Raw genomic sequence first — 25,022 nt, forward strand, 5'->3', positions numbered from 1 at the left:
GAGCCTGGCAATGGAAATCAAGTCGAACGGCACACGGATTCACGTCAAGGAGCAAGGCAGCGGCGAGCTGGCGCTGGTGTGCCTGCACTACTACGGCGGCTCGTCGCGCACATGGGACGATGTAGCGAGCGAACTGTCCGACCGGTATCGGATCGTAGCCACCGATCACCGCGGCTGGGGCGATTCCGAGGCGCCGGCTGACGGCTACCGCATCGCCGATCTCGCCGCAGATGCCGAGGGTGTCATCGAGGCGCTGGGCCTGCAGCGCTACGTGCTTGTCGGCCATTCAATGGGCGGCAAGGTCGCGCAACTGATCGCATCGCGCCGGCCGGGCGGGCTCGAAGGTCTCGTGCTCGTGGCGCCTTCGCCGCCGTCGCCGATGGTCCTGTCGGACGAGCAGCGCGCGACGTTGACCGGCGCGTATCAATCGCGCGCATCGGTCGAATACGTCATCGACCACGTGCTGACCGCGAAATCGCTCGACGCCACCCGCCGCGAGCAAGTCATCGAGGACAGCCTGAAGGCCGCGCCGCAGGCCAAGGCGGCCTGGCCGAACGTAGCCATGGGCGAAGACATCACCGAGGCGGTGGCATCCGTCAACGTGCCGACCATCGTCATTTCAGGAGAACTCGACCAGGTCGATCGCGTGGCGACGCTGCAGGCGGAACTGCTGCCGCGCATCCCGCACGCGGCGTTGCACATCCTGCCCGGAACGGGACACTTGTCGCCGCTCGAAGCGCCCGCCGATGTGGCGCGGGTCATTGCGCGGTTCGTCGGCACGAATATTCTCGCGCGCCGCATTGACTCGAAAGCAGCGGAGTGAAGGGAATGGAACCCGGCGCAACTCGCCGGGTGCTCAGCCCGCGCCGCCATCAGGGTTACTGATCGACGGGAATCCAGTTCGCCGTCGCCGCGTCGCTGGCCCGGAATGCCGGGAATTTCGCCCCCAGTTCCGCAATGGTGTGGATATCGTTCTTTACAAGATCGTCGCGCGTGACGAGCGTGGGCTTCACGAGGATGTGATGGTCGAGCGGCTGCCCGGCCACGTCGAGCGCCGCGGCGCGCACCGACACGGCGCCCACCACGGCGGGGTTGGTCGCCGCGGTGGCGACCCACGCGCTGTTCGGCGCGCGAATCGCCTCGATGTCGGCAGTCGAGATGTCCGCGCTGTAGATCCGCACCTTGCTCGCCACGTTCGATTCATTCGCCGCGAGATTGGCGCCGCGCGCAAATTCGTCATAGGGGGCAATGACCACGCGAATATCCGGATGCGCGCGGTAGGCGGCAGCCGCCTGATTGGCAACCGACTGCGCAATCGGATTGTCCACGGTGCCCCAGCGCGCCTTTTCCTGGATGCCGGGATGCTCGTGCTTGAACGCCTGCCAGACGGCGTCGCGCCGGTCGAGCGGCGCAAAGCCCGCTACGTACACGTAGCCCGCGGAAAACGCGTTGCCATTGTCCTTGACGGCCTGAGCGAGCAGCAGCGAAGCGAGGTCGCTGTCGCTCTGCTCGATTTGCGGGACCTTGGGGTTCGTCAGATTGACGTCGAAAGCGACGACCTTGATGCCCTTGTCGAGCGCCTGCTGCACGACGTCCTTGAGCGACTCGGGCAAGCCGTGATTGACGATGATCGCGGACACGCCCAGATTGATCGCCTGCTGGATCTGGTCGCGCTGCTCGGCCGCGTCCTGGCGCCCTTCGTAAATGCGCAGGTCGATGCCGAGCGCCTTCGCCTGCTTCTGCGCGCCCGCCTCGTAGGCCTGGAAGAAGTCGCCCTCCGAAAGATAATTAACGAGCGCGATCTTGACGCCGCCTTTGTCGAACGGCGCCGGGGCGCCCGCCAGGGTGGCCGCCTGCGCCGTGAGCGTGCCGAACAGGCCCGCCGTGCAGAGCGCCAGCGCTCTGTTGCGAATGAGCCGTTGAATCGATGTCTTCATGACGTTCCCGTTTGTGCGATAGGGTCAGTTCCAGGCGTGACGTGCCGGCTTGACGCCGTTGAGGTAGTAATTGCCAACAAGGTGATACTTCCAGCGCACCGGATCGTGCAGCGTGTGCGTTCGTGCGTTGCGCCAGTGGCGGTCGAGGTTGTGCACGTCCAGCGTCGACTGCGTGCCGGCCAGTTCGAACAGCTTCTCGCCGGCCAGCAGCGCGACTTGTGTCGTGAGCACCTTCGCCTCGCCCACGGCGACCGAGGCGCGCGCCACGTCGTCCTCCGTCGTCTCGCCCTTTGCGGCGAGTTCGTCGAGTACACGCGCCGCACGCTCGAGCAAGGCCTCGGCGGCATGCAGCTGGATATGCAGATTGCCGACCTCGCGGATCGTCAGGGGGTCGTCGCTTGCGCGCTCGACGCCGCTATCGACCCACGGCCGTGAGCGAGAGCGCACGAACGCGACCGTGTCTTCGATCGCCGCGCGGGCAATGCCTGCGTCGATGGCGGCCTGGATGATCTGCGAGAGCGGACCGTTGAGCGTGGGCTGCTCCGACACGCGATGCGCGGGCAACACGAGCCTTGCCGGCACGCGCACGTTCTCTAGCGTCACGGTGCCGCTCGCGGTGGTGCGCTGGCCGAAACCGGACCAATCGTCGACCACGCTGAGCCCTGGCGTGCCGCGCGGAATATAGGCGAGCCAGCCCCTGCGGTCCTCGTCGAGCCCGAGCACGGGAACGTAATGCGCGAACAGGGCGCCCGTCGAATAGAACTTGGTGCCGTCCACGACGTAGTGATCGCCGTCGCGGCGCACGCGCGTCTTCAGGTCGAGCACGTGTTTCGTGCCCTTTTCCGAGAAGCCGTTGCCAAAGCGCTTGCCGGCGATGACTTCGCCGAACAGCTCGCGCTTTTGCTCCTCGGTGCCCGTCAGGGCGATCACATCGACGAGGCCGAAGTGATTCTGCGGCAGTTGCCCGAGCGACGGGTCCGCAGCCGCAATGATCTTGACGACCTCCGTGAGCGTGACGTTGGACACGCCAGCGCCGCCATACGCTTTGGGCACCGTAATGCCCCACAGCCCCGAGCGCGAAAACCACTCGATCTCCTCGTGCGGCAGGCGCCGCTCGCTGTCGCGCTGCGCCGCGCCAACGGCCAGCCGCGCGGCCAGCTCCGTTGCGACAGCGATCGCTTCGTTTTCCGTAGCAATCACATGCGCGGCCTCCGTTACGGGAGCGGCGCCCAGTGTCTCGCTGCCTGCCAGTGTCTCTGCCATGATTTGCTCCGCTCGATCAGATTGTGTAACTCGCTAACCACGAAATTGCCGGGCGTCTGCCGGCTTCAGTTGCGCCCTTCCGCCCGGCGCCCGATGCTGAACGTGAACGCCAGCGCCACGACCAGCAATGCGCCCTTGATAAAGTCCTGGAGGTAATACGGGGCGTTGAGCATCGTGAGCCCGTTGAGCAGCACGCCGACGAACACCGCGCCGATCACCGTGCCCGGAACATTGGGCCGCTTCGCGCCCCATACCGCATAGCCAACCAGCGCTGCCGCCACCGCATCGAGCAGCAACGAATGCCCCGCGCTCACGTCGCCTCGGCCCACGCGCGCGGCGATGAGCAGCCCGCCGAGCGAGGCGATCGTCGCGGAAGCGACATAAGCCGCGAGCCGGTAGCGGGCCGTTGGCGCACCGGCCAGCCGGGCCGCCGTCTCGTTGCCGCCGATCGCATAGACCACCCGGCCCCAGCGCGTGGAGCCCATGACGAATGAGACGAGCGCAGTCAGCACGAGCAGCACGATGACAGGCACCGGCACCACATCGAGGAGGCGTGCGCGGCCTAGCGCGAGGAACGCATCGGGGAACGTGCCGCTCGCTTCGGTGCCGTCGGGCAGGATCGTGCCGCTCGCAAGCGAGCGGCCGCCGGTGGGAATCAGTTGCAGGCCTGCAAGCAGGAAGAGCGTGCCGAGTGTCGCGAGCTGGTCCGGGACATGCAGGCGCGTGATCAGCAACCCGTTGAAGAGCCCCGCCGCCACACCCAGCGCGAGACACGCGAGCACGGCTTCCCAGCCGTTGCCGTGCCACACCACGAGCACATAGCTAGCGGCCATCTGCGCCGAGGCGGCGACACTGCCCACGGAAAGATCGAAGCCGCCCGCGGCGAGCGTGACCGTTACACCGATGCCGAGCAACGCCACGATCGAGACGGCCTGCAAGATGCTGAACAGGTTCGCGACGTTCAGAAACGCGGGTTCGCGAACCGTGAAGATGACGCCAAGAGCGACGAGCACGAGCAGCAGCCCGCCGCGCTCGAGCGCGACGAAGAGGCTGTGCCGGCGCTGCCGGGTCGTGTCGCGCGCGGAAGACTCGTCCGATGCTGCCGTGGGTGTGATGGATCTCATGAGTGGGCTGATAAGAGGGATTCCGCTACGGCTACGCGTTCGACTGTGCCGCGGTCGAACAGGACGATGCGGTCGGCGACTTCATGCGCCTCTTCGAGGTCGCTGACGAAAACGAGCGTCGCGCGCGTAGCGGCGCGCTCGCGCAACGCGGCGGCGATATCGGCCCGTGCGCCCGCATCGACGCCCTGGAACGGCTCGTCGAGCAGCAGCAGCCGGGCCGGCTCGGCGTGCCAGCGCGCGAGCAGCACCTTCTGCTGATTGCCGCCCGAAAGCCGCGCGACGCGGTCGTCCGGACCCGAGCAGCGAATGCCGAATGTCTCGATGGCGTCTTGCGCCTGCGCGGCTTCGCGATCGCGAGGCAGGCCCACGCCGCGCTGCCAGCGGGACAGAAACGGAAAACTGATCGTGCCGGCGATCGATGCGAACGCAACGGTGTCGGGAAAGAGTGACGTGCGCCACCGGTCTTCGCCGGCGAGGAATACGCCCGCGCGGATCGCGTCGGTTGGCGAGCGCGGGGCCCAGGCGCTGCCGTAAAGGCGCATCTCGCCCGCGGTCGCGCGCAACGCGCCGAATATCACCTGGGCAAGCCTCGACTTCCCCGCGCCGACCGGGCCGACAACCGCGACGATCTCGCCTTGCTGCACGTCGAGATCGAACGCGTCGCCATGCGCCGTGAGGCGCAAGCCGCGCAGCCGCAATGCGGGTTCCGCGCCCGCCTCGCCCGTGCGTGGCAAGACTCGCGCCTGCGGCAGTGCGCGGCCGATCATCGCCTCCAGCGCCGCGTCGAAATCGATGGGCGCGCTCTGTTCGGCCACGATGCGGCCGTCACGGAGCACGGCCACCCGCGAAGCCAGTCTTCGCAGGTCGCCAAGCCGATGCGAGACGAGCAGCACCGCCACGCCCTCCGCGCGCAAGTCATCCACTAGCGCATGGAGCCGTGCGGCCTCGCTCGTGGAAAGGCTGGCCGTAGGCTCGTCGAGAATCAGCAGCCGCGGGCGCGAAGCCAGCGCCCGCGCGATCACCACGCGCTGCTGGCCGGCGAGAGAAAGCGAACCGAGCGGTGCGGTGAGATCGGCTTCGAGCCCCACGCGCGCGGCCAGCGCGGCTGCACGGGTGTAGCGGGAGGCGCGCGGCGTCCACCAGCGCGCTCCGCCGCCGCAAAGTTCGTCGAGCAGAAGATTGTCGGCAATGGACAGCGCGGGCACCACGGCGTCGGCAATGCTCTGATGCACGGTCGCCACGCCCAGACGCTTCGCCGCCTGGGGCGAACCCGGCGCATAGGCGTGTTCGCCGAGCGTGAGCCCGCCTTCGTCCTGCGAATTCACGCCGCTCAGGATCCTGACGAACGTCGATTTCCCGGCGCCGTTCGCGCCCATCAGCGCAACGACCTCGCCGGCGTGGATGGAAAAGTTCAGCCGCGACAGCGCGAGCGTCGCGCCAAAACGCTTCGTGATCGAGTGGGCAGTCAGAATCGGAGCGGACATCGCTGGGTTAGCCGGATGGAGATCGCTAGCGGACAGTGCTGCCCATCGTAGCGAGGCATGGGAGGGAGCCCAACGAAGCGATGCTCATATTCATGCGTCTGCGTTTGATAAGGCACCCTACAGAAAGCGGCTTGACAGCAACAGGGCGTATCCGCTGTCGCAACAGCCAATTCGACGACATTGCAAAGAACGCGCAGAAGCAAATCGGGCAAGCCGATATCGATTCATCAATCAGTTATTGGAGCCGCAGCGCGCGGGTTTCTATACTTTTCTTCTTCGCTGCGTGGTGCGCAGTCTCTCCACCCCCAACCGAGAAAGAACGCATGAATGTCTCCCGATCCCATGACGCGCTCTCGCAAGGCGCCGACTACGAAACCCTCGCCGCCCGCTTCCGCCCGATCTTCACGGAGATCGGCCGCGAAGCCGCCGAACGCGAGCGCTCGCGCACGCTGCCGCATGACGCGATTGCCGCGCTCAAGCAAGCGGGCTTCGGCGCCGTGCGCATTCCGGTGCGTGACGGTGGCGCGGGTGCTTCGATCGCGCAGTTGGCGCAACTGCTCATCGAGCTTGCCGCCGCGGACTCGAACCTGCCGCAGGCGCTGCGCGGGCACTTCGCCTTCGTCGAGGACTGGCTGAACGTGCCTGCCGGCGCGGACCAGCGCGCATGGTTCGATCGCTTCGTGAGCGGCCAGCTCGTCGGCAATGCATGGACCGAGGCTGGCGACGTCGCGCTCGGCCAGATCAACACGAAGGTCGCGCGCCGCGACGGCGGCTTCGTGCTCAACGGTTCGAAGTACTACAGCACCGGCAGCCTCTACGCGGACTGGATCGACGTGTTCGCGCAGCGCGAAGAAGACGGCAGCGACGTGATCGTGGCCGTGGCGACGGACCAGCCCGGCGTGCTTCGCGAAGACGACTGGGACGGCTTCGGCCAGACGACCACGGGCAGCGGCACCACGCTCTTTCGCGACGCCGCGGTCGAGGGCCGCAACATCATCGACTTCAGCCGCCGCTTCAAATATCAGACCGCGTTCTATCAGCTCTTTCACGTCGCCACGCTCGCAGGAATTGCCGAGGCAGCGAGGCGCGATGCCGCCACCCTCGTGCGCAGCCGCAAGCGTATCTACAGTCACGGCAACGCGCCGCGCGTGAGTGACGACGCGCAGATCCAGCAGGTGATCGGCGAGATCGCCTCATGGGCCTATGGTGCAAAGGCCGTCGCGCTGCAGACTGGAGGAGCCGCACAGCGCGCTTACGAGGCGCGCTTCGAAGGTGACGACGAGGCCGAGCGCGCGGCAAACGTGGAAGCCGAAATCGCTTCGGCACAGGCCCAGATCGTCGCCTCCGAATTCGCGCTGCGCGCGGCGACGCATCTATTCGATGCGCTCGGCGCGTCTGCCATCCGCGCCGGCCACGCGCTCGACCGCCATTGGCGCAATGCACGCGCGGTGTCGTCGCACAATCCGCTCGTCTACAAGGCGAAGATCGTGGGTGACTGGACCATCAACGGCACCGAGCCGCCCTTTCTCTGGCAAATCGGCAACGGACAGGAACGCGGGAGCAATTGAACATCATGAGCAAAACTATCCACCTGAACGCGTTCGAGATGAACTGCGTGGGCCACCAGTCGCCAGGCCTCTGGACCCACCCGCGCGATCGCTCGTGGCAGTACAAGGATCTCGATTACTGGACCGACCTCGCGAAGATACTCGAGCGTGGCGTCTTCGACGCGATCTTCATCGCAGATGTAATCGGCTACTACGACGTCTACAAAGGAAGTAACTATCACGCGCTTCATCAGGCCGCGCAGATTCCGGTCAACGACCCACTGCAACTCGCCGCGCCCATCGCGATGGTGACGTCGCATCTAGGTATTGGCATCACGGCCTCCACGAGCTTCGAGCACCCCTACACGTTCGCGCGGCGTCTGTCCACAGCCGACCATCATACGAAGGGGCGCCTCGCGTGGAACATCGTGACGTCGTATCTCGAGAGCGGCGCGAAGAATATCGGGCAAGGCGGTCTGCGCGACCACAACAACCGCTACGAGGTCGCGACGGAATACGTCGAGGTGCTCTACAAGCTGTTCGAGGGCAGTTGGGAAGACGGCGCCGTGGTGCGCGACCGGGACCGGCGCGTGTTCACGCACCCGGAGAAAGTGCACGAAATCGGCCACAAGGGAAAATACTTCGAAGTACCAGGCTATCATCTTTGCGAGCCCTCTCCGCAGCGCACACCGGTGCTGTTTCAGGCCGGCGCATCGGGCCCCGGCAAGACGTTCGCGGCGCAGCATGCCGAATGTGTGTTCGTCGCGGCACTCACGAAAAACCTGCTGCGCGACTATGTGGCGGACGTGCGCCGCCAGGCGGCGCTCGCCGGGCGCGATGGCAACAAGCTGCTGATCTACAACCTCGTCACCGTGATCGTCGACGAGACCGATGCCAAAGCACAGGCGCGCTTCGAGGAGTATCAGCGCCACGTCTCCTACGACGGCTCGCTCGTGTTCATGTCGGGCTGGACCGGCATCGACTTCGGGCAGTACCTGCCCACCGACACAGTCAAGCGTGTGCAAACGAATGCGATCCATTCGGCTGTCGAACATCTCTCGGGCGGCGACACGACCTGGACCATCGAAGCGCTGGCGAAGTGGGGCGGCGTAGGAGGAATGGGACCGGTATTCGTCGGCTCCCCCACGACGATTGCCGACATCCTCCAGGAGTGGGTCGAAGAGACCGGCGTGGACGGATTCAATCTGGCGTACGCGCTCGCGCATGAGACCTTCGAGCATGTCGTCGAGTACCTCGTGCCCGAGCTGCAGCGCCGCGGCGTGTACCCGCGCGACTACGCGCCGGGCACCTTGCGCGAAAAGCTCTTCGGCGGCGGTGCGCGATTGCCCGACGAGCATCCGGCGGCGCGCTATCGCGACATCGAGCGAGTGAAGCGCGAATCGGCCGTTGAGACGGGCGAAGTGGTTCCCGCCCCGGCTGCGTAACTCAACATAAGCAACCCAAAACAGGAAGGCGCGTCCGTGGATGCAGCACATCCGTCGTTATATTCCACCAGCGCATATGCATAGCGAATGTGTCTGGTTTGCAGGCAGACACGCCGACAGTAGAATCCGTCGACTCACTGATGCCGTCAACGAAACTCTCATTACGAACATTTCAATCATGAAAGCCATCCGCTCCGCTCTTTTCGCCGCTCTGCTGTCGGTCGTCGCCGCGGCGCCGGCCCTCGCTGCAGACGAACTCGCGCAGGTCAAGTCGTCCGGTGTGTTCCGTGTCGGCACCGAAGGCACTTACGCGCCGTTCACCTACCATGACGAAACCGGCAAGCTGACCGGCTTCGACGTCGATATCGCCACGGCCATCGCACAACGGCTTGGCGTGAAGGCGCAGTTCGTCGAAGGCAAATGGGATGGCCTGATCGCGGGCCTGGACGTCAATCGCTACGACGCCGTGATCAACGAGGTTTCGATCACCGACGCACGCAAGGCCAAGTACGATTTTTCGAAGCCGTATATCTCGACGCACGCCGTGCTGATCGTGCGCTCGGAGAACACGACCATCCATTCCTTCGACGACCTGAAGGGCAAGAAGTCGGCCAATACGCTGACCAGCAACTTCGGCAAGCTCGCCGCGTCGCATGGTGCCGACGTCGTGCCGGTTCAAGGTTTCAACGAATCGATCGATCTGCTGACATCGGGCCGCGTGGACGCCACCGTCAACGACGCGCTTTCGTTCCTCGACTTCCAGAAGCACAAGCCGGACGCGAAACTCAAGATCGCCGCCATCGACGCGTCTTCCGCTGACGACCAGTCGGGCGTGCTGCTGCGCAAGGGCAACCCGGACCTGGTCGCGGCCGTCGACAAGGCGCTCGCCGATATCAAGGCCGACGGGACCTACGCGAAGATCTCGCAGAAGTATTTCGGCAAAGACGTTTCGCAATAAGGCGGACTGAACAATGCCGGCATGGCTGCATTTGATGGCGCAATCGTTGTGGCCACTGCTCTACGCGGGACTGGTCTTTACCGTCCCGCTCACGCTGGCTTCGTTCGCGATCGGTATGGCGCTCGCGTTCTGCGCGGCGCTCATCCGCCTCTTCGGGCAACGCTGGGCGGTCGCGGCCGTGCGTTTCTATATCTGGCTCTTTCGCGGCTCGCCACTGCTCGTGCAGCTGTTCGTCATCTTCTACGGGCTGCCCAACGTGGGCATCGTGCTCGATCCGTTGACGGCGGCCATCATCGGCTTTTCACTCAATGTGGGCGCTTATAACGCGGAAGTCATTCGTGGCGTGATCGAATCGATTCCGCGCGGCCAGTGGGAAGCCGCCTACTCGATGAACATGACGCGCGCGCAGGCGCTACGCCGCGCCATCCTGCCGCAAGCGATTCGCGTAGCGTTGCCCGCGCTCTCGAACTCGTTCATCTCGCTCGTGAAGGACACGTCCCTCGCGGCCGTGCTGACCGTGCCGGAAATCTTCCAGGCTGCACAACGCATCGCCGCCGTGACTTACGAACCCCTCATTCTTTATACCGAGGCCGCACTGATCTATCTCCTGTTCAGCTCCGTGCTCTCGCAGGCGCAAGGGCGTCTCGAAGCGCGCTATGGCCGCCATGCCCTGTTCCAGGCAGGGCGCTGATGATCCACATCGAGACACTCCACAAGTCGTTCGGCGACCACGAGGTGCTCGCAGCCATCGACCTCACGCTCAAGGCCGGCAGCGTCACGGCGCTGATCGGGCCGTCCGGCAGCGGCAAGAGCACGCTGCTACGCTGCATCAATCTGCTCGAAATCCCAGACTTCGGCACGTTGAGCGTGGGCGATGCCCGCCTCGAATTCAGCCGCGGCCGGCGGCTCTCCCACGCGGAAATCGCCTCGGTGCGTCGGCAAACCGGCATGGTGTTCCAGAACTTCCAGTTGTACCCGCACCTGAGCGTGATCGAGAATGTGATGGAAGGTCTCGTCACGGTCCTCAAATGGGAGAAGGAGCGAGCCCGCGAGCGCGCTGCCGCGCTGCTTGCGAAAGTGGGGATTGCCCAGAAGGCGGACGCATGGCCCTCCACGCTTTCGGGCGGCCAGCAGCAACGCGTGGCGATCGCGCGCGCACTCGCGCCCTCGCCCCAGGTGCTGCTCTGCGACGAGCCGACTTCGGCGCTCGACCCCGAACTCTCCGCGGAAGTGGTCGACGTGCTGAGGCAGCTCGCGCAGGAGGGCACGACCATGCTGATGGCGACGCATGATTTGCGGCTCGCGGCTTCCGTCGCGCACGACGCAGTCTTTCTCAAGGAGGGTGCGATCGTCGAAGCCGGCCCGTCGCATGAACTCTTCGCGCGGCCGCGCGATGCGCGCACGGCTCGCTTCGTCTCTACGCTTACCCAGGCCCTTCCGCCGCTCTGAGCCCACGCAGGCGGCGTCGCCCGACGCCGCCTGATCGTATCCGCTCAATGCACCCTGGGAAAACCGTGACGATCGGCAAGCAGCGCGAGAATGCGTTTCGTGTCGGTTACGAAGTGACGGCCGTTCAGCGTCTGTACGCCCTCGGGTACCGGATGCTCGTCGCCCAGCACGAGCACGGGCAACCCCTGATGCGCCTCGTCGAGCACGTCGATCACGGCCGCCCGCGGGCGTGCAAACGGCAGGCGTTTCACATCGAGCCGCGCGACGCGCTCGGGCTCGGACGCGAGCAGTCCTTCTATCGGCGCGCCGTCCGCACAGATGAAACGCTCGCCGGGACGCGCGGGGTCAGTGAAGCCAGGTTCCAGCAACAGCAGCAGGTCTCGAGTCATGGTAGATCGACGCTCCGTGATTGAATTGAGGGCACACGGGGATTGTCGTGCGCGGCGGCCACTGCCGCCACGAACGAATCGATCCAACAATATTCGCGCCGCTGCTAACCGGCATTTTGGCTGACCGCAAAAAACCGGTTCTCCGGTCTCGGCAGGCCGAGATGCTCGCGTAGCGTATTGCCCTCGTACTCGCGACGGAAAATGCCGCGCCGCTGCAACTCGGGCACGACTTTCTCCACGAAGTCGTCGAGGCCCGCGGGCAGATACGGGAACATCACGTTGAAGCCATCGCTGCCCGCCTCCACCAGCCATTGCTCCATCTCGTCCGCGATCGAATCCGGTGTGCCGACCATTTGCAGGCCCGAGTAACCGCCCACGCGCTGCGCGAGCTGGCGAATCGTCAAGCCCTCGTCGCGCGCCCAGTCCACCACGCGTTGCCGCGCGGTACGGCTCGCATTGCTCTCCGGAATCTCGGGCAGCGGGCCGTCCGGCTCGAAACCGGAGACGTCGTGACCGAGCGCGATCGAAAGCGAGGCAATGCCGCTGTCATAGTGCACGAAGCTGTCGAGACGTTCGCGCTTCTCGCGCGCCTCTTCCTGCGAGTCGCCCACCACGACGAACGCGCCAGGCAGGATCTTCAGATGATCGGGATCGCGGCCCAGCTTTTCCATGCGCCCCTTCACGTCGGCATAGAAACGCTTGCCGGCTTCGAGATTCGGCTGCGCGGTGAAGACCGCCTCGGCCGTTTCGGCAGCGAGTTGCCGCCCGGCCTCCGACGATCCGGCCTGCACCACCACCGGCCAGCCCTGCGGCGGCCGCGCAATATTGAGCGGCCCGCGCACGCAATAGTAGTCACCCTTGTGCGCGAGCACATGGAGCTTCTCCGGATCGAAATACTCGCCGCTCTCCACGTCGCGCAGGAATGCATCGTCGGCCCAACTGTCCCAGAGGCCAGTCACGACGTCGAAGAATTCGCGGGCGCGGCGATAGCGTTCGTCGTGCTCCACGTGTTCCTCGAGGCCGAAATTGAGCGCTGCGTCTGGATTGGAAGTCGTCACGAGGTTCCACCCGGCGCGGCCGCCGCTCAGATGATCCAGCGAGGCGAAGCGGCGCGCGACATGATATGGCGTGTCGAACGTCGTCGAAGCCGTTGCGACGAGCCCGATCTTCTCCGTCACGGCGGCAAGCGCCGAGAGCAAGGTGAACGGTTCGAACGAGGTGGCGGTGTGGCTTCGCTTGAGCGCGTTGACCGGCATGTTCAAGACGGCGAGGTGGTCGGCCATGAAGAACGCGTCGAAACGCGCACGCTCGAGCGTCTGCGCAAAGCGCTTCAGATGCGCGAAATTGAAATTCGCGTCAGGGTATGCACCGGGATAACGCCACGCCCCCGTGTGCAAGCTGACGGGGCGCATGAATGCGCCGAGATGCAACTGTCGGTTACGGTTCATCGCTTCGGCCGCCGGAAAACGAAAGTCACAACATACTCCGGATCGGCAAAATCCGCTGAGGGCGCCAGCGCAGATAAGCATCTGACAATATCTTGGTTGTGCCGATGTTGAAACAGATTAAGGTGAGAGACGGATCGCCGCGCACGCGCGGCAGTTTCAACATGCATCTTTAAACAGGCAACGGCACGATGTCGAACGACAACTACGACCATCACGACGACCACACGGCAAACGGCGCGCGCCGCAAGCTATTGAAGCTCGCAGCGGGGGCCGCGACGGCCGCCGCGCTGCGTGGCGCAACGGGGCTCACGAGCGCTGCCGCGTTGACGCTTCAAAGCGGCGCGGCACGCGCGGACGAAGGCCGGGTCCTGCGCATCGGTTTCCAGAAGTACGGCAACTTTGTGGTGCTAAAGGCTCAGCACACGCTGGAGAAGCGGCTCGCGCCGCTCGGCTTCACCGTGCAATGGCTCGAGTTTCCCGGTGGCCCGCAGTTGCTGGAAGGGCTTGCCGCCGGCGCGGTGGATGTCGGCACCGTGGGCGAAACGCCGCCCATCTTTGCGCAGGCCGGCGGCGTGGATTTCGTCTACGTTGCCAGCGAACCGCCCGCGCCGCAGGGTGAGGCCATTGTCGTGCACGAAGATTCGCCGATCCGCACGCCCGCCGACCTGCGCGGCAGGCGCGTTGCGTTCAACAAAGGCTCGAACGTGCACTATCTGCTCGTCAAGGCGCTGCAGAGAGCCAACCTCAAGTATGAAGATATCCAGCCCGTCTATCTCGCTCCCGCCGATGCGCGCGCCGCATTCACGAGCGGCAGCGTGGACGCCTGGGTGATCTGGGATCCCTACCTCGCGGCAATCGAACGCCAGGCGAAAGTGCGTTCGATCGCGAACGGCGAAAACCTCGTTCGCAATACACAGTACTACATAGCAAGCCGTAACTTCGCGAACGCGTATGCGTCTGTCCTGCATGCGGTCGTGGAGGAAATCGGCGCCGTGGACGCCTGGGCACGCGACAACGTTCCGGCCGTTGCGGCTCAACTGTCACCGCTTGTCGGCCTCGACGCGTCGACGCTCGAACTCGCCCTCAGGCGCGCGAGCTACGGCGTGCAGCCCGTCGACGCGGCCACGCTCGCCTACCAGCAGAAAATTGCCGATACGTTCTCCGAACTCAAGCTGATCCCGAAGAAGCTCGTCGTCGCCGATGCGCGCTGGCAATCCGCCTGAGCGCGCTGACGCCCGGTTGTCGAGACATGGCAGCCGCGCCTGGCATCGCGCCAGGGCGGCCTTCCCCCCTTGCCCGGCAAAACCGGCCTAGAAGCCGAGATCGGCGCCGCCAGGGCCACCCACCGGCGCTTGCGCCGCCTGGGCTTTGGGAGCCTCATGCACCGTGGCATCGGTCGTGAGCAATAGTCCCGCCACCGAAGCCGCGTTTTGCAGCGCCGTGCGCGTGACCTTGGTCGGATCGAGCACGCCCTTTTCAACCAGATCGCCGTATTCGCCCGTGGCCGCGTCGTAACCGAAGTTGCCCGTGCCTTCCGCGACCTTCGCCGCCACCACGCTCGCTTCTTCGCCCGCATTGCTCACGATCTGACGCAGCGGTTCTTCCAGTGCACGCAGCACGATCTTCACGCCCGCCGTCTGGTCGGCGTTCTTGCCCTTCAGGTCGAGGATCGCCTGACGCACGCGGATCAGCGCCACGCCGCCACCCGGCACGATGCCCTCTTCCACGGCCGCACGCGTGGCATGCAACGCATCGTCCACGCGGTCCTTCTTTTCCTTCACTTCGATCTCGGTGGCGCCGCCCACCTTGATGACAGCCACGCCGCCCGCCAGCTTCGCCACACGTTCCTGCAGCTTCTCGCGGTCGTAGTCGGAGGTCGCTTCCTCGATCTGCACGCGAATCTGCTTCACACGCGCCTCGATGGCGCCGGCTTCGCCCGCGCCGTCGATCACCGTGGTGTTTTCCTTGCCCACCTCGATGCGCTTGGCCTGGCCCAGCTCCTGGAGCGTGGCCTTCTCCAGCGTGAGGCCCGTTTCCTCGGCGACCACCTGGCCGCCCGTGAGGATCGCGATGTCTTCGAGCAGCGCCTTGCGGCGGTCGCCGAAACCCGGCGCCTTCACGGCCACCGTCTTCAGCACGCCGCGAATGTTGTTGACGACGAGCGTGGCGAGCGCCTCGCCCTCGATATCCTCGGCGATCAGCAGCAGCGGGCGCCCGGCCTTCGCCACCTGTTCGAGCAGCGGCAGCAGGTCGCGAATGTTCGAGATCTTCTTGTCGTGCAGGAGGATGAACGGATTGTCGAGTTCGGCGACCTGCTTGTCCGGGTTGTTGATGAAGTACGGCGAGAGATAGCCGCGATCGAACTGCAAGCCCTCCACGACGTCGAGTTCGTCGGCGAGCGACTTGCCGTCTTCCACCGTGATCACGCCTTCCTTGCCCACGCGATCGATCGCCTCGGCAATGCGCTGGCCAATCGACTCCTCGCCGTTGGCCGAAATCGTCGCGACCTGCGCAATCTCCTTGCTCGTCGTGGTGGGCTTGCTGATCTTCCTGAGTTCTTCAACGGCGGCCACCACCGCCTTGTCGATGCCGCGCTTCAGGTCGAGCGGGTTGAGCCCCGCCGCCACGTACTTCTGCCCTTCGCGCACGATCGCCTGCGCAAGCACGGTGGCGGTCGTGGTGCCGTCGCCCGCTGCGTCGCTCGTTTTCGAGGCGACTTCCTTGACGACCTGCGCGCCGATGTTCTGGAGCTTGTCGGCCAGTTCGATTTCCTTGGCGACCGAAACGCCGTCCTTGGTCACGACGGGCGCGCCGAAGCTGCGTTCGAGCACGACGTTGCGGCCCTTCGGGCCGAGCGTGACCTTGACGGCGTCGGCGAGCAGGTTCACGCCTTCGATGAGTTTGGTGCGGGCGATGTCGCCGAATACGATGTCTTTGGCTGCCATGATGACGTGCTCTCTCAGGTTCTCGCTTATTGATTGACGACTGCGACGATGTCTTCTTCGCGCAGCACGAGGAGTTCGTTGCCGTCGACCTTCACGGTCTGGCCCGCGTATTTGCCGAACAGCACGCGGTCTCCCGCGTTCAGGTCCGGCGCAATGCGGCGGCCGTCGTTGTCGCGGCGGCCCGGTCCCACGGCCAGCACTTCGCCCTGGTCCGGCTTTTCGGCGGCGCTATCGGGAATGACGATGCCCGACGCGGTGCGGGTTTCCTGGTCGAGTCGTTTGACGATCACGCGATCGTGCAGTGGGCGCAGGCTCATGGGTGGCTTCCTTGCGGTTATCTCTCGGTTATTCGCGGTGAAAATGGCACTCGCCTCGTGCGAGTGCTGATGGAAAACCGAGTATAGAAAGCCGGCGCGCGCCGCTCCAATAACGGATTGGCAGATCGATATCTCACGAACGGGCTTATCGATATCGCGCGGAAGTGGAAAACGGAAAGGAGAGAGGAAAAGAGGAAGCGGAGCGGCGTCAGGCAACGCCGCTCCGGAGTCGTGTTACTGCCGCGGCGCCAGACCGCGAACGACCGACACGAGCGCATCGACCTCTTCGCACGTGTTGTAGAACGCGAGCGAGGGCCGCACGGTGGCTTCCAGACCGAAACGGCGCAGAATGGGCTGGGCGCAATGATGCCCCGCGCGCACTGCAATGCCTTCGCGGCTCAGCGCCTGCCCCACCTCTTCGGTGCTGTAGCCCTTCAGCACGAACGACAGCACGCTGGCCTTGTCGCGAGCCGTGCCCACGAGGCGCACGCCCGGCACCGGCGCGAGCACGCTCGTTGCGTAGGCAAGCAGATCGTGCTCGTAACGCGCGATGTTTTCGATGCCGACGCGGCTCACATAGTCCAGCGCGGCGCCCAGCCCCACCGCATCGGCGATATTGCCGGTGCCCGCTTCGAAGCGCGACGGCGGCGGCTGGAACACCGTCCGCTCGAACGTCACGTCCTGAATCATGTTGCCGCCGCCCTGCCATGGCGGCATGTTTTCCAGCACCTCGCGCTTGCCGTACACCACGCCGATGCCGGTCGGCCCATAGATCTTGTGGCCCGAGAACACGAAGAAGTCCGCATCGAGTGCCTGCACGTCCACCCGCATGTGCGAAATCGACTGCGCGCCGTCGACCAGCGCCTTCGCGCCCGCACGATGCGCAAGCTCCACAATCTCGTCCACCGGCACGACCGTGCCCAGCGCGTTCGACACCTGCGTGACCGAGACGATCTTCGTGCGGTCGTTGAGCAGTTTGCGGTACTCGTCCAGCAGCACCTGGCCCGAATCGTCGACCGGAATGACGCGCAGCCTGGCGCCCTTGAGCGCGGCGAGCTGCTGCCACGGGACGATGTTCGCGTGGTGCTCGAGATGCGAGACGATGATCTCGTCGCCCTCGCCCACGTTCTGCACGCCCCAGGTCTTCGCGATCAGGTTGATCGCCTCGGTCGTGCCGCGCACGAAAACGATCTCTTCGGGCGACGATGCATTGATGAAGCGCTGCACCGTCTTGCGCGCATGCTCGTACGCGTCGGTCGCTCTCGCCGCGAGCGTGTGCGCCGCGCGGTGAATGTTCGAGTTCTCGTGCGCGTAGAAGTACGCGAGGCGATCGATCACGGCCTGCGGCTTGTGCGTCGTCGCGGCGTTGTCGAACCACACCAACAGCTTGCCGTTCACGCGCTCCTGGAGGATCGGGAAGTCGCGGCGCACCGCATTGACATCGAAAGGCGGATGCGCGCCGCGCAACGGCACCCCCTGGCTCACGCCTGGCGCCGCTGCCCGTTCGTCGAGAAAGTATCGCGCGGGGCCGCCGTTTGCATCGTAGTCCCGATGATCGAGGGTCAGCAGGCCACGCAGTGCATCGTCGCCCGGCAAGCCGAACGCCTCCGGCGTAGGGAGCCCGCGCACCGGCACCTCGATATCGCGCGCCGTATCGCGCCAGCCGTTGCCCGCCGTTTCCGTGAAGTAGAACGGCGAACGCTCGCTCGTCGTGGCTCGCACTGGCTCGGACGGCTCGGCCACCGTGTAAGCCTGTGGCACGCCAAGCAGCGAGCCGCCCGCGCGCGGCTCCAGCGCCGGTGCGACCGTCACCGCGTTGTCGGGCAGCCCGTTCGCCGCCGCCGCGTGCGGCGCGAGCGCGGGTACGCGATTGCCGAGCGAAAGCACGTGCGTGGGCGCGGAAGGCGCGAGATTCAAGCCCGGCGCCTTGCCTTGCGGCGGCGCGAAGCCCGGCACGCCCGTGCCGGTGCCGCCCGGACCCGCGAGCGGTGAGCCCGCCGGCGCCGGATTGCTGACCGAGGCAAGTATCGGCGCGGCCGCGGGCAAGGCGGACGGCACGCCGCCTACCGCGCCGCTGCCTGCCGCGACGCCGGGCGCGCCTGCGCCGCCCGGCAACGTGCTGAAGAACTCGTTGGCGAGCCGCGCGAGCGTGGCGGGATCCGGCAGTCCGCCCGGCAACGGCGGATGCGCGATCTCCGTTGGCTTAGCGGTAGGTGTCAGGGTAGTCATGGTACTTGCCGATTTCCACGTCATCGAGCACAGCCAGCGCATCCGGCGAATGCACCGCCAGCGAGCAGTACAGCGAGATCAGATACGACGCGATCGCCTGGTTGTTGATGCCCATGAAGCGCACCGAGAGCCCCGGCCCCTGCTCGCCCGCCACGCCCGGTTGATACAGGCCCACCACGCCCTGGCGCTTGTCGCCCACGCGCAGCAACAGGATCTTGGTCTTGCCGTCGGCAACCGGCACCTTGTCCGAAGGAATCAGCGGAACGCCGCGCCACGTGAGGAACTGCGAACCGAACAGGCTGACCGTAGGCGGCGGCACGCCGCGCCGCGTGCATTCGCGGCCGAATGCGGCAATCGCGAGCGGATGGGTAAGGAAGAACGCGGGCTCTTTCCAGACCTTCGTGAGCAGTTCGTCGAGGTCGTCGGGCGTGGGCGCGCCGGTCAGCGGGAAAATGCGCTGGTTTTCCTCGACGTTCGCCAGCAGGCCGTAGTCGGGATTGTTGATGAGCTGGCTTTCCTGCAACTCCTTGATCGTTTCGATCGTGAGGCGCAGTTGCTCCTTGATCTGGTCGTGCGGGCTGCTGTAGAGGTCGGAAATCCGCGTGTGTACGTCGAGCACCGTGCTCACCGCGTTGAGGAAGTACTCGCGCGGCTGCTCTTCGTAAGGCACAAATGTCGTGGGCAGCGTGCCTTCGTCCTCGCGCGCCGTGCAGGCGGCACGCACTGCTTCGGGGTCCTTAACGCGGTTCAGACGATAAATACCGGCTTCGACCGGCACCCATTGCAGCAGGTGCGTAAGCCAGCGCGGCGTGATCGTGGAAAGCTGCGGGACGGTTTTGGTGGCATTCGCCAGTTGCCGCGCGGCGTTATCGCCAAGCGCGGTCTGGCCGCTCTGAATCGAGGACATGAACGAGGGCTCCGGTGACTTATAACGAAAACTGCTTTGCTTATGAAGACGGCTGATTATGAGGAGCCAATGGAGCCGGATCAACCGGCTATAGACGGCAGCGTGCGGGAAGCCTCAGGGCGACAACGGGCTGCCAGGAAGCGAGATCGCGGTCGGCGCGCCCGCGGCCCCACCCGCGAGCAGCTCCGCGATACCCAAGCCGAAAGCCAATGCAAGCTTTTCGACGGTGACGATCGAAGCGATGGCCGTGCCGCGCTCGATTTCGCCGACGTAGGTGCGGTTGAGTCCCGCATGTTCGGCGAGCCGCTCCTGCGACCAGGCCTGCGCCTCGCGCAGGCGACGCACCGTGGCGCCGAAGTCATGGACGATGGCGCTCATCATGCCGCGCCCGTTGCGATGGCATCCGGCGCGGCGGTGCCGGGGCGTTCATGCGCCGGCGCGCGCACTTCGTGCCGGGAAATCGCCTGGGTGATATGCGCCCCCGCCGGCACGCTTTCGGTCAGCCAGACATTGCCGCCAATCACCGCGCCGCGCCCGAGCGTGACACGCCCGAGAATCGTCGCGCCCGCATAAATGACGACCTCGTCCTCGACAATGGGATGACGTGGCAGCCCTTTCTCGAGATTGCCGGCCGCGTCGCGGGGAAAGCGTTTTGCGCCGAGCGTCACGGCCTGGTACACACGCACACGCTCGCCAATGATCGCGGTTTCGCCGATCACGACGCCCGTGCCGTGATCGATGAAGAACGCACTGCCGATCTGCGCGCCCGGATGAATGTCGATGCCGGTGGCCGCATGCGCCAGTTCTGAAATGATGCGCGCGAGCAGCGGCAAACCGAGCCGGTAGAGTTCGTGCGCGAGCCGGTGGTGAATCATCGCCAGCACGCCCGGATAGCAGAGCAGCACCTCGTCGACGCTGCCCGCGGCCGGATCGCCGTTGAACGCCGCGAGCACATCGCTGTCGAGCAATCCACGGATGACTGGCAGGCGCTGCGAGAACGCACGCACGGCGGCCAATGCGCGTGCATCGATTTCGCCGTGATCGGCTTCGGCGTGGCGCGCCTTGTAGCGCAGTTCGAGCCTCGCCTGCGCCAGCAGTGCGTGCAGCGCGGCGTCGAGCGCATGGCCGACGTAGAAGTTCTCGCTTTCCTGGCGCAGGTCGGGCGGCCCGAGCCGCATCGGGAACAGCACGCCCTTGAGCGTTTCGACGACCTCGGCCAGCGCTTCGCGCGCGGGCAGGTCGCGCCCGCCCGGCTCCAGGGCGCGGCGCTGCAATTCCCGCCATTGCTGACGCACGCCCTGCAGCGCATCGACGATTTCCGACACATGAAATACGGTCACGCCAGTTCTCTCTCTTCGTTATTCGTTGGGGGCGTCGGGAACAGGCGCTAATCCTGCACCCACGGTAAGTCATGAAAACGCCAGCCATTACGGCGCCCGCGCCGGCCGGCTTCGTCCAGGTCGCCTTCAAAGCCTTCGGTGACGTTGAACACATGGGTAAAACCCGCCTTGGCCGCCGCTTCGGCGGCCTGTGCCGCCCGGTTGCCGCTGCGGCACAGCAGGACAATCGCCGCGCTCTTGCCCGTCTTTGCCTCGAGTTCGCGCACGAAGCGCGGATTGCGTGTGAAGCTCGTGCCTGTGGCCCACGCCACATGCAACGTGTCGGGCACGTGGCCAACGAACTTGCGCTCTTCGGCCGTGCGCACGTCCACGAGCACCGCTTCGCCCGCCTGATGGAGCGCCCAGGCTTGCCGCGGCGTCACGCTGCCCGCGTAGGGCAGGCCGGCCGCCTGCGCGGCGCCGCGCGCCGCTTCCAGATCCGCGTGCAGCGGCGTTTCATGCAGTTCCACTGTCATCAGTGTCTCCTTAATGTGGACGGCAGCGCCCCGACCCTCGGAGCGCTGCCGCCTATAGCCATCAGGATTCCACTATGCAAGTGCGCCGCCGGCGTTCCAACCAATAAAAACTGATATGCAAATGGGCACAGGTGGGAGATGCAATCGTGCAAATTCGATCGCGTGCGCCCTCGTCAACATGACGCCGGCCTGCCGCGCTGGTCGATCCACAGTCGCGCCCAGCGCGAGGCGTACGCAATGGCGTGATCGGCCTCGAAGAAGTAATCGAGTGCGTCGAAAGTGAACGACGAACCGGGCGGCGACGACCAGTTTTCGATGGTCAGGTTCGCCGCGTAGAGTCCGCTCGGCAATGCGTGTGCGGACGCTTCGACTTCGTAGCCCTTATATCGCATGAAGGCTCCCGTAATGACAAACGCGGACACAAGCGCCCGCGGCACTTCATCCTGGTGCAAGAAGCGCACGACGGCAAAGAAGGCTTTGGCGTTAGCAAATCAGCACGGGCATCACTTCGTCATCACGATGCACTTTGCCTGCATGGGCGGGAATATTCACGCTGGAACGTCCGATGACAAACGACAGCATATGGTTTGCGCAATTCATTATTTCGCGGCAAACCAGATTCGGCATTACGCTGACATTCGACGTCGCTTTGCAATACTTACGCCATTTAATTAGGTTTACATACGATTCGATTCATGGCGACGCGCGCGCACGTATGCAGACCGCACTCACCTCAAGCGCCTCTTCACTTCGATCCGCACGGAGACCGATTCATGGCCGCATTGCACGGTTCCAGCCTCACCCCGCCCGCCCCGAACGGGCAACGCCGCAAATGGCTGCGCGCCGCCGGCGCGACCGCGCTTAGCGCGCCGGTTCTGACACTCGGCCGCAAGGCATGGTCGGCGCCGGCGCTCAAGCCGTTCACCTTCGCGTGGGCGCCGAACGGCTTTTGCCTCACGCCCGTCGCCGTCGCGCAGGAGCAGGGGTTCTTCGAAAAGAACGGACTGAAGGTCAATCTAGTGAGCTACGCCGGCTCGAACGACCAGTTGCTGCAAACGCTTTCCACCGGCAAGGCCGACGCTGCGGTCGGCATGATCCACCGCTGGCTCAAACCGTTGGAGGCAGGGTTCGATGTGAAGATCATTAGCAGCGTGCACGGCGGATGCGTGCGCCTGATCGGCTCGAGCGCGGCCGGCGTGACGTCGCTCGCCGCGCTCAAAGGCAAGACCGTGGGGGTGAGCGACCTCGCCTCTCCGGGCAAGAACTTCTTCGCCATCCTGCTGCTCAAGCACGGCATCGACCCGGACCGCGACGTGAGCTGGCGCCAGTATCCCGCGGACCTGCTCGATGTCGCCGTGCAAAAGGGCGAGATCCAGGCCATCGCCGACGGCGACCCGAATCTCTATCTGCTGGAACGGCAACGTCCGGGTGCATACACGCATCTCGCCAGCAATCTTTCCGACGAATACGCGCACAAGGTCTGCTGCGTGATCGCCGCACGGGGCTCGCTGCTGCGCAGCGATCGCCCGACCGCTGCGGCGCTTGCGCGTGCGCTGATTCAGGCCACCGACTTCTCGCGCGAGAACCCGCGGGAAGCGGCGAAATCGTTCGCGAAGTACACGCCGAAGTTCGCCGAGGATGACCTTGTAAAGCTCTATTCGTCGCTCACCTACGATCACCATCCGACCAACGTCGATCTCCAGCAGGAGATCGCGTACTTCGCCGAGGACTTCAAGCGCGCCGGCGTGCTCAAGCCCACCACCGACCCGCAGCGCTTCGCCGCGGCCGTCTACACCAACGTACTGGGGTGACGCGATGACGACGCTCGAACAGCCTGCGCTGGCGCGCGCCGGCGCCAGCGACGCACTGGAGGCCAGCGAAGGCGCAGGCCAGCCTTTCGCGAATGTCGACCTGCGGGGCCGGCGTTCTTCCGGGCAGCCAATCGCGTGGTACACCGGGCTCGCGGTCGCGGCGGCATGGGCCGTGTTTGGCGGCGTCACGCGCCTGTGGCCGAACCGCATCACCGGTTTTTCCGACTGGGCCTATACCGCCGAACTGGGCGCGGCCGCCTGGGCGATCGCGGCATGGCTCGCGCTGTTCGCGCTCGTACTGCCCGCTCTCGAACGCAGCAGCGAGCGGTTGCGGCCCGCGCTGCGCGGCTTGAGAAAAGCGGGACCATGGCTGATCGCGTTGCCCGTTGCGTTCGCGCTCTGGGAGATCCTCACGGCGAAGACCGCGCTCCTGCCTACGCCGTTCTTCGCGCCGCCGCAGGCGCTCGTCGAGGTCTATCGCGACGACTGGGCGCGGCTCGCCGATTGCGTGGTCCATTCGATCGGCCTGCTCGCCGTAGGCTTTCTCTACGGCGGCGTGGCCGGATTCCTCATCGGCGTGTCGATCGGCTGGTCGCGCGCCGTGGGCTACTGGGTGCACCCCGTCATGCGCGTGCTCGGCCCCGTGCCCGCCACGGCGCTGCTGCCGCTCGCGTTCTATATCTTCCCGTCGAGCCGTTCCGCCGCGATCTTCCTGATCGCGCTCGCCACCGCGTTCCCCGTGACCGTGCTCACGTGGTCGGGAGTCGCGAGCGTGAACAAGGCGTACTACGACGTGGCCCGCACGCTCGGGGCAAGCCAGCGGTTCCTCGTGCTGCGCGTCGCCATTCCGGCTGCGCTGCCCCAGGTGTTCGTCGGCCTCTTCATGGGCCTGAGCGCCTCGTTCACGGTGCTCGTGACAGCCGAGATGATGGGCGTGAAATCCGGCCTTGGCTGGTACCTCACATGGGCGCAGGGGTGGGCGTCGTACTCGAACATGTACGCCGCGCTGCTCGTGATGGCTGTCCTGTTCTCGGGCCTCATCACCCTGCTCTTCCTCGTGCGCGATCGCACGCTCGTCTGGCAGAAAGGAACCGTCAAATGGTAAATGCCGCCGTGGCGCACGCCACGCCCTCGATCTCGCCCGAGCCAGCGATCCGGGGCGCACATATCTCTGTCGAGCAGGTGAGCCACCGCTTCGACACGCCCAAGGGCCCGCTCGCGGTGCTCGACGACGTGACGCTCTCGGTCGCGCCGGGCGAATTCGTCGCGCTGCTGGGCCCAAGCGGCTGTGGAAAGTCCACGCTGCTGCGTCTCGTCGCGGGGCTCGAACCGGCGACGCAGGGCAGGGTCCTGCAAGACGGCGCGCCGATCGAGCGGCCCGATCCCTCGCGCGTCGTGGTGTTTCAGGACCCGACGCTCTACCCATGGCGGCGCGTGCGCGCGAACGTCGCGCTCGGGCTGCAGGCGCGCGGCGTGATCAAGCAGGAGCGCAAGCGTGTGGATGTCGAGCTCGAACGCGTTGGCCTCACCGAATTCGCGGATGCCTTTCCGCACCAGCTTTCGGGCGGTATGTCGCAGCGCGTGGCGCTGGCCCGCGCGCTCGTCAACGATCCGCGCCTGCTCGTGCTCGACGAGCCGCTCGGCAAGCTCGACTCGCTCACGCGTCTGGCAATGCAGAGCGAACTCGTGGATCTCTGGCAGCGCGACCGTTTCTCTGCGCTGCTCGTCACCCATGATGTGGAAGAAGCGCTCTTTCTTGCCCAGCGCGTGATCGTGTTCAGCCCGCGGCCCGCGCGCGTCGCGGCCGAACTGCATGTCGACCTGCCCTATCCGCGCCATCGCGGCGACCCGGCGTTTGCCGCGCTGCGCCGCGAAGCCTTGCAGCATCTCGGCCTCGACGCGAGCTGGTAAGGA

24 protein-coding genes are annotated in these 25,022 nt (G+C 65.6%); 10 read left to right on the forward strand and 14 right to left on the reverse strand.

What is annotated here, in order from left to right; genetic code table 11:
• Positions 1 to 10: 10 nt before the first annotated feature.
• On the forward strand, positions 11 to 823 hold the full coding sequence (locus tag BFD71_RS24005; protein WP_069266809.1) for an alpha/beta fold hydrolase: 813 nt from the start codon (positions 11 to 13) through the stop codon (positions 821 to 823).
• Between the two features lie 55 nt (positions 824 to 878).
• Here BFD71_RS24005 and BFD71_RS24010 read toward each other — a convergent pair whose 3' ends face one another.
• The 4 genes from BFD71_RS24010 to BFD71_RS24025 form a co-directional block, all read right to left on the reverse strand.
• The gene (locus BFD71_RS24010; protein ID WP_069266810.1) at positions 879 to 1,937 is read right to left on the reverse strand and encodes a substrate-binding domain-containing protein; all 1,059 of its coding nucleotides are present in this window, start codon (positions 1,935 to 1,937) and stop codon (positions 879 to 881) included.
• A gap of 24 nt (positions 1,938 to 1,961) precedes the next feature.
• Positions 1,962 to 3,200 carry an SfnB family sulfur acquisition oxidoreductase gene (locus BFD71_RS24015; RefSeq protein ID WP_069266811.1) on the reverse strand — a complete coding sequence of 413 codons (1,239 nt, stop codon included), beginning with the start codon at positions 3,198 to 3,200 and terminating at the stop codon, positions 1,962 to 1,964.
• A gap of 65 nt (positions 3,201 to 3,265) precedes the next feature.
• Positions 3,266 to 4,324, reverse strand: coding sequence for an ABC transporter permease (locus BFD71_RS24020; RefSeq protein ID WP_069266812.1), 1,059 nt, complete (start codon positions 4,322 to 4,324; stop codon positions 3,266 to 3,268).
• A complete protein-coding gene (locus BFD71_RS24025; RefSeq protein ID WP_069266813.1) occupies positions 4,321 to 5,808 on the reverse strand; it encodes a sugar ABC transporter ATP-binding protein in 1,488 nt (495 codons plus the stop codon). Before BFD71_RS24025 ends, BFD71_RS24020 begins: the two co-directional genes overlap by 4 nt.
• A gap of 323 nt (positions 5,809 to 6,131) precedes the next feature.
• Here BFD71_RS24025 and BFD71_RS24030 point away from each other — a divergent pair, with 323 nt between their 5' ends.
• From BFD71_RS24030 to BFD71_RS24050, 5 genes are all read left to right on the forward strand, one after another.
• Positions 6,132 to 7,376, forward strand: coding sequence for an acyl-CoA dehydrogenase family protein (locus BFD71_RS24030; protein ID WP_069266814.1), 1,245 nt, complete (start codon positions 6,132 to 6,134; stop codon positions 7,374 to 7,376).
• Between the two features lie 5 nt (positions 7,377 to 7,381).
• Positions 7,382 to 8,800: an LLM class flavin-dependent oxidoreductase gene (locus tag BFD71_RS24035; protein WP_069266893.1), complete on the forward strand. Its 1,419-nt coding sequence runs from the start codon at positions 7,382 to 7,384 to the stop codon at positions 8,798 to 8,800.
• 178 nt (positions 8,801 to 8,978) lie between these two features.
• Positions 8,979 to 9,758 carry an amino acid ABC transporter substrate-binding protein gene (locus BFD71_RS24040; RefSeq protein ID WP_069266815.1) on the forward strand — a complete coding sequence of 260 codons (780 nt, stop codon included), beginning with the start codon at positions 8,979 to 8,981 and terminating at the stop codon, positions 9,756 to 9,758.
• A 13-nt stretch (positions 9,759 to 9,771) separates the two neighbouring features.
• A complete protein-coding gene (locus tag BFD71_RS24045; RefSeq protein ID WP_069266816.1) occupies positions 9,772 to 10,449 on the forward strand; it encodes an amino acid ABC transporter permease in 678 nt (225 codons plus the stop codon).
• Positions 10,449 to 11,207, forward strand: a complete 759-nt coding sequence (locus BFD71_RS24050) for an amino acid ABC transporter ATP-binding protein (RefSeq protein WP_069266817.1) — start codon at positions 10,449 to 10,451, stop codon at positions 11,205 to 11,207. Before BFD71_RS24045 ends, BFD71_RS24050 begins: the two co-directional genes overlap by 1 nt.
• A 44-nt stretch (positions 11,208 to 11,251) precedes the next feature.
• On the opposite strand, the gene BFD71_RS24055 is transcribed toward BFD71_RS24050, so the two are convergent.
• A complete protein-coding gene (locus tag BFD71_RS24055) occupies positions 11,252 to 11,596 on the reverse strand; it encodes a DUF3088 domain-containing protein (RefSeq protein WP_069266818.1) in 345 nt (114 codons plus the stop codon).
• Between the two features lie 104 nt (positions 11,597 to 11,700).
• A complete protein-coding gene (locus BFD71_RS24060) occupies positions 11,701 to 13,044 on the reverse strand; it encodes an LLM class flavin-dependent oxidoreductase (RefSeq protein ID WP_069266819.1) in 1,344 nt (447 codons plus the stop codon).
• 188 nt (positions 13,045 to 13,232) lie between these two features.
• Between BFD71_RS24060 and BFD71_RS24065 the strand changes: the two genes are divergently transcribed.
• The gene (locus BFD71_RS24065) at positions 13,233 to 14,267 is read left to right on the forward strand and encodes a sulfonate ABC transporter substrate-binding protein (RefSeq protein WP_069266820.1); all 1,035 of its coding nucleotides are present in this window, start codon (positions 13,233 to 13,235) and stop codon (positions 14,265 to 14,267) included.
• Positions 14,268 to 14,354: 87 nt separating this feature from the next.
• Here BFD71_RS24065 and groL read toward each other — a convergent pair whose 3' ends face one another.
• The 8 genes from groL to BFD71_RS24105 form a co-directional block, all read right to left on the reverse strand.
• Positions 14,355 to 15,989, reverse strand: a complete 1,635-nt coding sequence (gene groL, locus BFD71_RS24070) for a chaperonin GroEL (protein ID WP_069266821.1) — start codon at positions 15,987 to 15,989, stop codon at positions 14,355 to 14,357.
• 26 nt (positions 15,990 to 16,015) lie between these two features.
• Entirely contained in the window at positions 16,016 to 16,306 is a 291-nt protein-coding gene (locus BFD71_RS24075; protein ID WP_069266822.1) for a co-chaperone GroES, read from the reverse strand.
• 234 nt (positions 16,307 to 16,540) lie between these two features.
• Positions 16,541 to 18,535, reverse strand: coding sequence for a family 2A encapsulin nanocompartment cargo protein cysteine desulfurase (locus BFD71_RS24080; RefSeq protein ID WP_069266823.1), 1,995 nt, complete (start codon positions 18,533 to 18,535; stop codon positions 16,541 to 16,543).
• Positions 18,510 to 19,442 carry a family 2A encapsulin nanocompartment shell protein gene (locus BFD71_RS24085; protein WP_069266824.1) on the reverse strand — a complete coding sequence of 311 codons (933 nt, stop codon included), beginning with the start codon at positions 19,440 to 19,442 and terminating at the stop codon, positions 18,510 to 18,512. The genes BFD71_RS24080 and BFD71_RS24085 overlap by 26 nt, the downstream gene beginning before the upstream one ends.
• A 114-nt stretch (positions 19,443 to 19,556) precedes the next feature.
• Positions 19,557 to 19,820 (reverse strand): helix-turn-helix domain-containing protein, encoded by a 264-nt coding sequence (locus BFD71_RS24090; protein WP_069266894.1) that lies wholly within the window; start codon positions 19,818 to 19,820, stop codon positions 19,557 to 19,559.
• The gene (gene epsC / locus BFD71_RS24095; protein ID WP_069266825.1) at positions 19,820 to 20,782 is read right to left on the reverse strand and encodes a serine O-acetyltransferase EpsC; all 963 of its coding nucleotides are present in this window, start codon (positions 20,780 to 20,782) and stop codon (positions 19,820 to 19,822) included. Before epsC ends, BFD71_RS24090 begins: the two co-directional genes overlap by 1 nt.
• A 47-nt stretch (positions 20,783 to 20,829) precedes the next feature.
• The gene (locus tag BFD71_RS24100; protein WP_069266826.1) at positions 20,830 to 21,297 is read right to left on the reverse strand and encodes a rhodanese-like domain-containing protein; all 468 of its coding nucleotides are present in this window, start codon (positions 21,295 to 21,297) and stop codon (positions 20,830 to 20,832) included.
• A gap of 173 nt (positions 21,298 to 21,470) precedes the next feature.
• Entirely contained in the window at positions 21,471 to 21,689 is a 219-nt protein-coding gene (locus BFD71_RS24105; protein ID WP_069266827.1) for a hypothetical protein, read from the reverse strand.
• 381 nt (positions 21,690 to 22,070) lie between these two features.
• Here BFD71_RS24105 and BFD71_RS24110 point away from each other — a divergent pair, with 381 nt between their 5' ends.
• The 3 genes from BFD71_RS24110 to BFD71_RS24120 are packed head-to-tail and all read left to right on the forward strand — an operon-like array spanning position 22,071 to position 25,019.
• The gene (locus BFD71_RS24110; protein WP_069266828.1) at positions 22,071 to 23,108 is read left to right on the forward strand and encodes an ABC transporter substrate-binding protein; all 1,038 of its coding nucleotides are present in this window, start codon (positions 22,071 to 22,073) and stop codon (positions 23,106 to 23,108) included.
• A gap of 4 nt (positions 23,109 to 23,112) precedes the next feature.
• Entirely contained in the window at positions 23,113 to 24,213 is a 1,101-nt protein-coding gene (locus BFD71_RS24115) for an ABC transporter permease (protein ID WP_083245433.1), read from the forward strand.
• The gene (locus BFD71_RS24120; protein ID WP_069266829.1) at positions 24,207 to 25,019 is read left to right on the forward strand and encodes an ABC transporter ATP-binding protein; all 813 of its coding nucleotides are present in this window, start codon (positions 24,207 to 24,209) and stop codon (positions 25,017 to 25,019) included. Before BFD71_RS24115 ends, BFD71_RS24120 begins: the two co-directional genes overlap by 7 nt.
• Positions 25,020 to 25,022 lie beyond the last annotated feature (3 nt).

Source organism: Paraburkholderia nodosa (genome assembly GCF_001718195.1).
Taxonomy (GTDB): domain Bacteria; phylum Pseudomonadota; class Gammaproteobacteria; order Burkholderiales; family Burkholderiaceae; genus Paraburkholderia; species Paraburkholderia nodosa_A.

Bases quoted from the DNA above. Each gene is read 5' to 3' on its own strand.
- BFD71_RS24005 (WP_069266809.1), top strand. From the start codon at position 11: ATGGAAATCAAGTCGAACGGCACACGGATTCACGTCAAGGAGCAAGGC.
- BFD71_RS24010 (WP_069266810.1), bottom strand. From the start codon at position 1,937: ATGAAGACATCGATTCAACGGCTCATTCGCAACAGAGCGCTGGCGCTC.
- BFD71_RS24015 (WP_069266811.1), bottom strand. From the start codon at position 3,200: ATGGCAGAGACACTGGCAGGCAGCGAGACACTGGGCGCCGCTCCCGTA.
- BFD71_RS24020 (WP_069266812.1), bottom strand. From the start codon at position 4,324: ATGAGATCCATCACACCCACGGCAGCATCGGACGAGTCTTCCGCGCGC.
- BFD71_RS24025 (WP_069266813.1), bottom strand. From the start codon at position 5,808: ATGTCCGCTCCGATTCTGACTGCCCACTCGATCACGAAGCGTTTTGGC.
- BFD71_RS24030 (WP_069266814.1), top strand. From the start codon at position 6,132: ATGAATGTCTCCCGATCCCATGACGCGCTCTCGCAAGGCGCCGACTAC.
- BFD71_RS24035 (WP_069266893.1), top strand. From the start codon at position 7,382: ATGAGCAAAACTATCCACCTGAACGCGTTCGAGATGAACTGCGTGGGC.
- BFD71_RS24040 (WP_069266815.1), top strand. From the start codon at position 8,979: ATGAAAGCCATCCGCTCCGCTCTTTTCGCCGCTCTGCTGTCGGTCGTC.
- BFD71_RS24045 (WP_069266816.1), top strand. From the start codon at position 9,772: ATGCCGGCATGGCTGCATTTGATGGCGCAATCGTTGTGGCCACTGCTC.
- BFD71_RS24050 (WP_069266817.1), top strand. From the start codon at position 10,449: ATGATCCACATCGAGACACTCCACAAGTCGTTCGGCGACCACGAGGTG.
- BFD71_RS24055 (WP_069266818.1), bottom strand. From the start codon at position 11,596: ATGACTCGAGACCTGCTGCTGTTGCTGGAACCTGGCTTCACTGACCCC.
- BFD71_RS24060 (WP_069266819.1), bottom strand. From the start codon at position 13,044: ATGAACCGTAACCGACAGTTGCATCTCGGCGCATTCATGCGCCCCGTC.
- BFD71_RS24065 (WP_069266820.1), top strand. From the start codon at position 13,233: ATGTCGAACGACAACTACGACCATCACGACGACCACACGGCAAACGGC.
- groL (WP_069266821.1), bottom strand. From the start codon at position 15,989: ATGGCAGCCAAAGACATCGTATTCGGCGACATCGCCCGCACCAAACTC.
- BFD71_RS24075 (WP_069266822.1), bottom strand. From the start codon at position 16,306: ATGAGCCTGCGCCCACTGCACGATCGCGTGATCGTCAAACGACTCGAC.
- BFD71_RS24080 (WP_069266823.1), bottom strand. From the start codon at position 18,535: ATGACTACCCTGACACCTACCGCTAAGCCAACGGAGATCGCGCATCCG.
- BFD71_RS24085 (WP_069266824.1), bottom strand. From the start codon at position 19,442: ATGTCCTCGATTCAGAGCGGCCAGACCGCGCTTGGCGATAACGCCGCG.
- BFD71_RS24090 (WP_069266894.1), bottom strand. From the start codon at position 19,820: ATGAGCGCCATCGTCCATGACTTCGGCGCCACGGTGCGTCGCCTGCGC.
- BFD71_RS24100 (WP_069266826.1), bottom strand. From the start codon at position 21,297: ATGACAGTGGAACTGCATGAAACGCCGCTGCACGCGGATCTGGAAGCG.
- BFD71_RS24105 (WP_069266827.1), bottom strand. From the start codon at position 21,689: ATGCGATATAAGGGCTACGAAGTCGAAGCGTCCGCACACGCATTGCCG.
- BFD71_RS24110 (WP_069266828.1), top strand. From the start codon at position 22,071: ATGGCCGCATTGCACGGTTCCAGCCTCACCCCGCCCGCCCCGAACGGG.
- BFD71_RS24115 (WP_083245433.1), top strand. From the start codon at position 23,113: ATGACGACGCTCGAACAGCCTGCGCTGGCGCGCGCCGGCGCCAGCGAC.
- BFD71_RS24120 (WP_069266829.1), top strand. From the start codon at position 24,207: ATGGTAAATGCCGCCGTGGCGCACGCCACGCCCTCGATCTCGCCCGAG.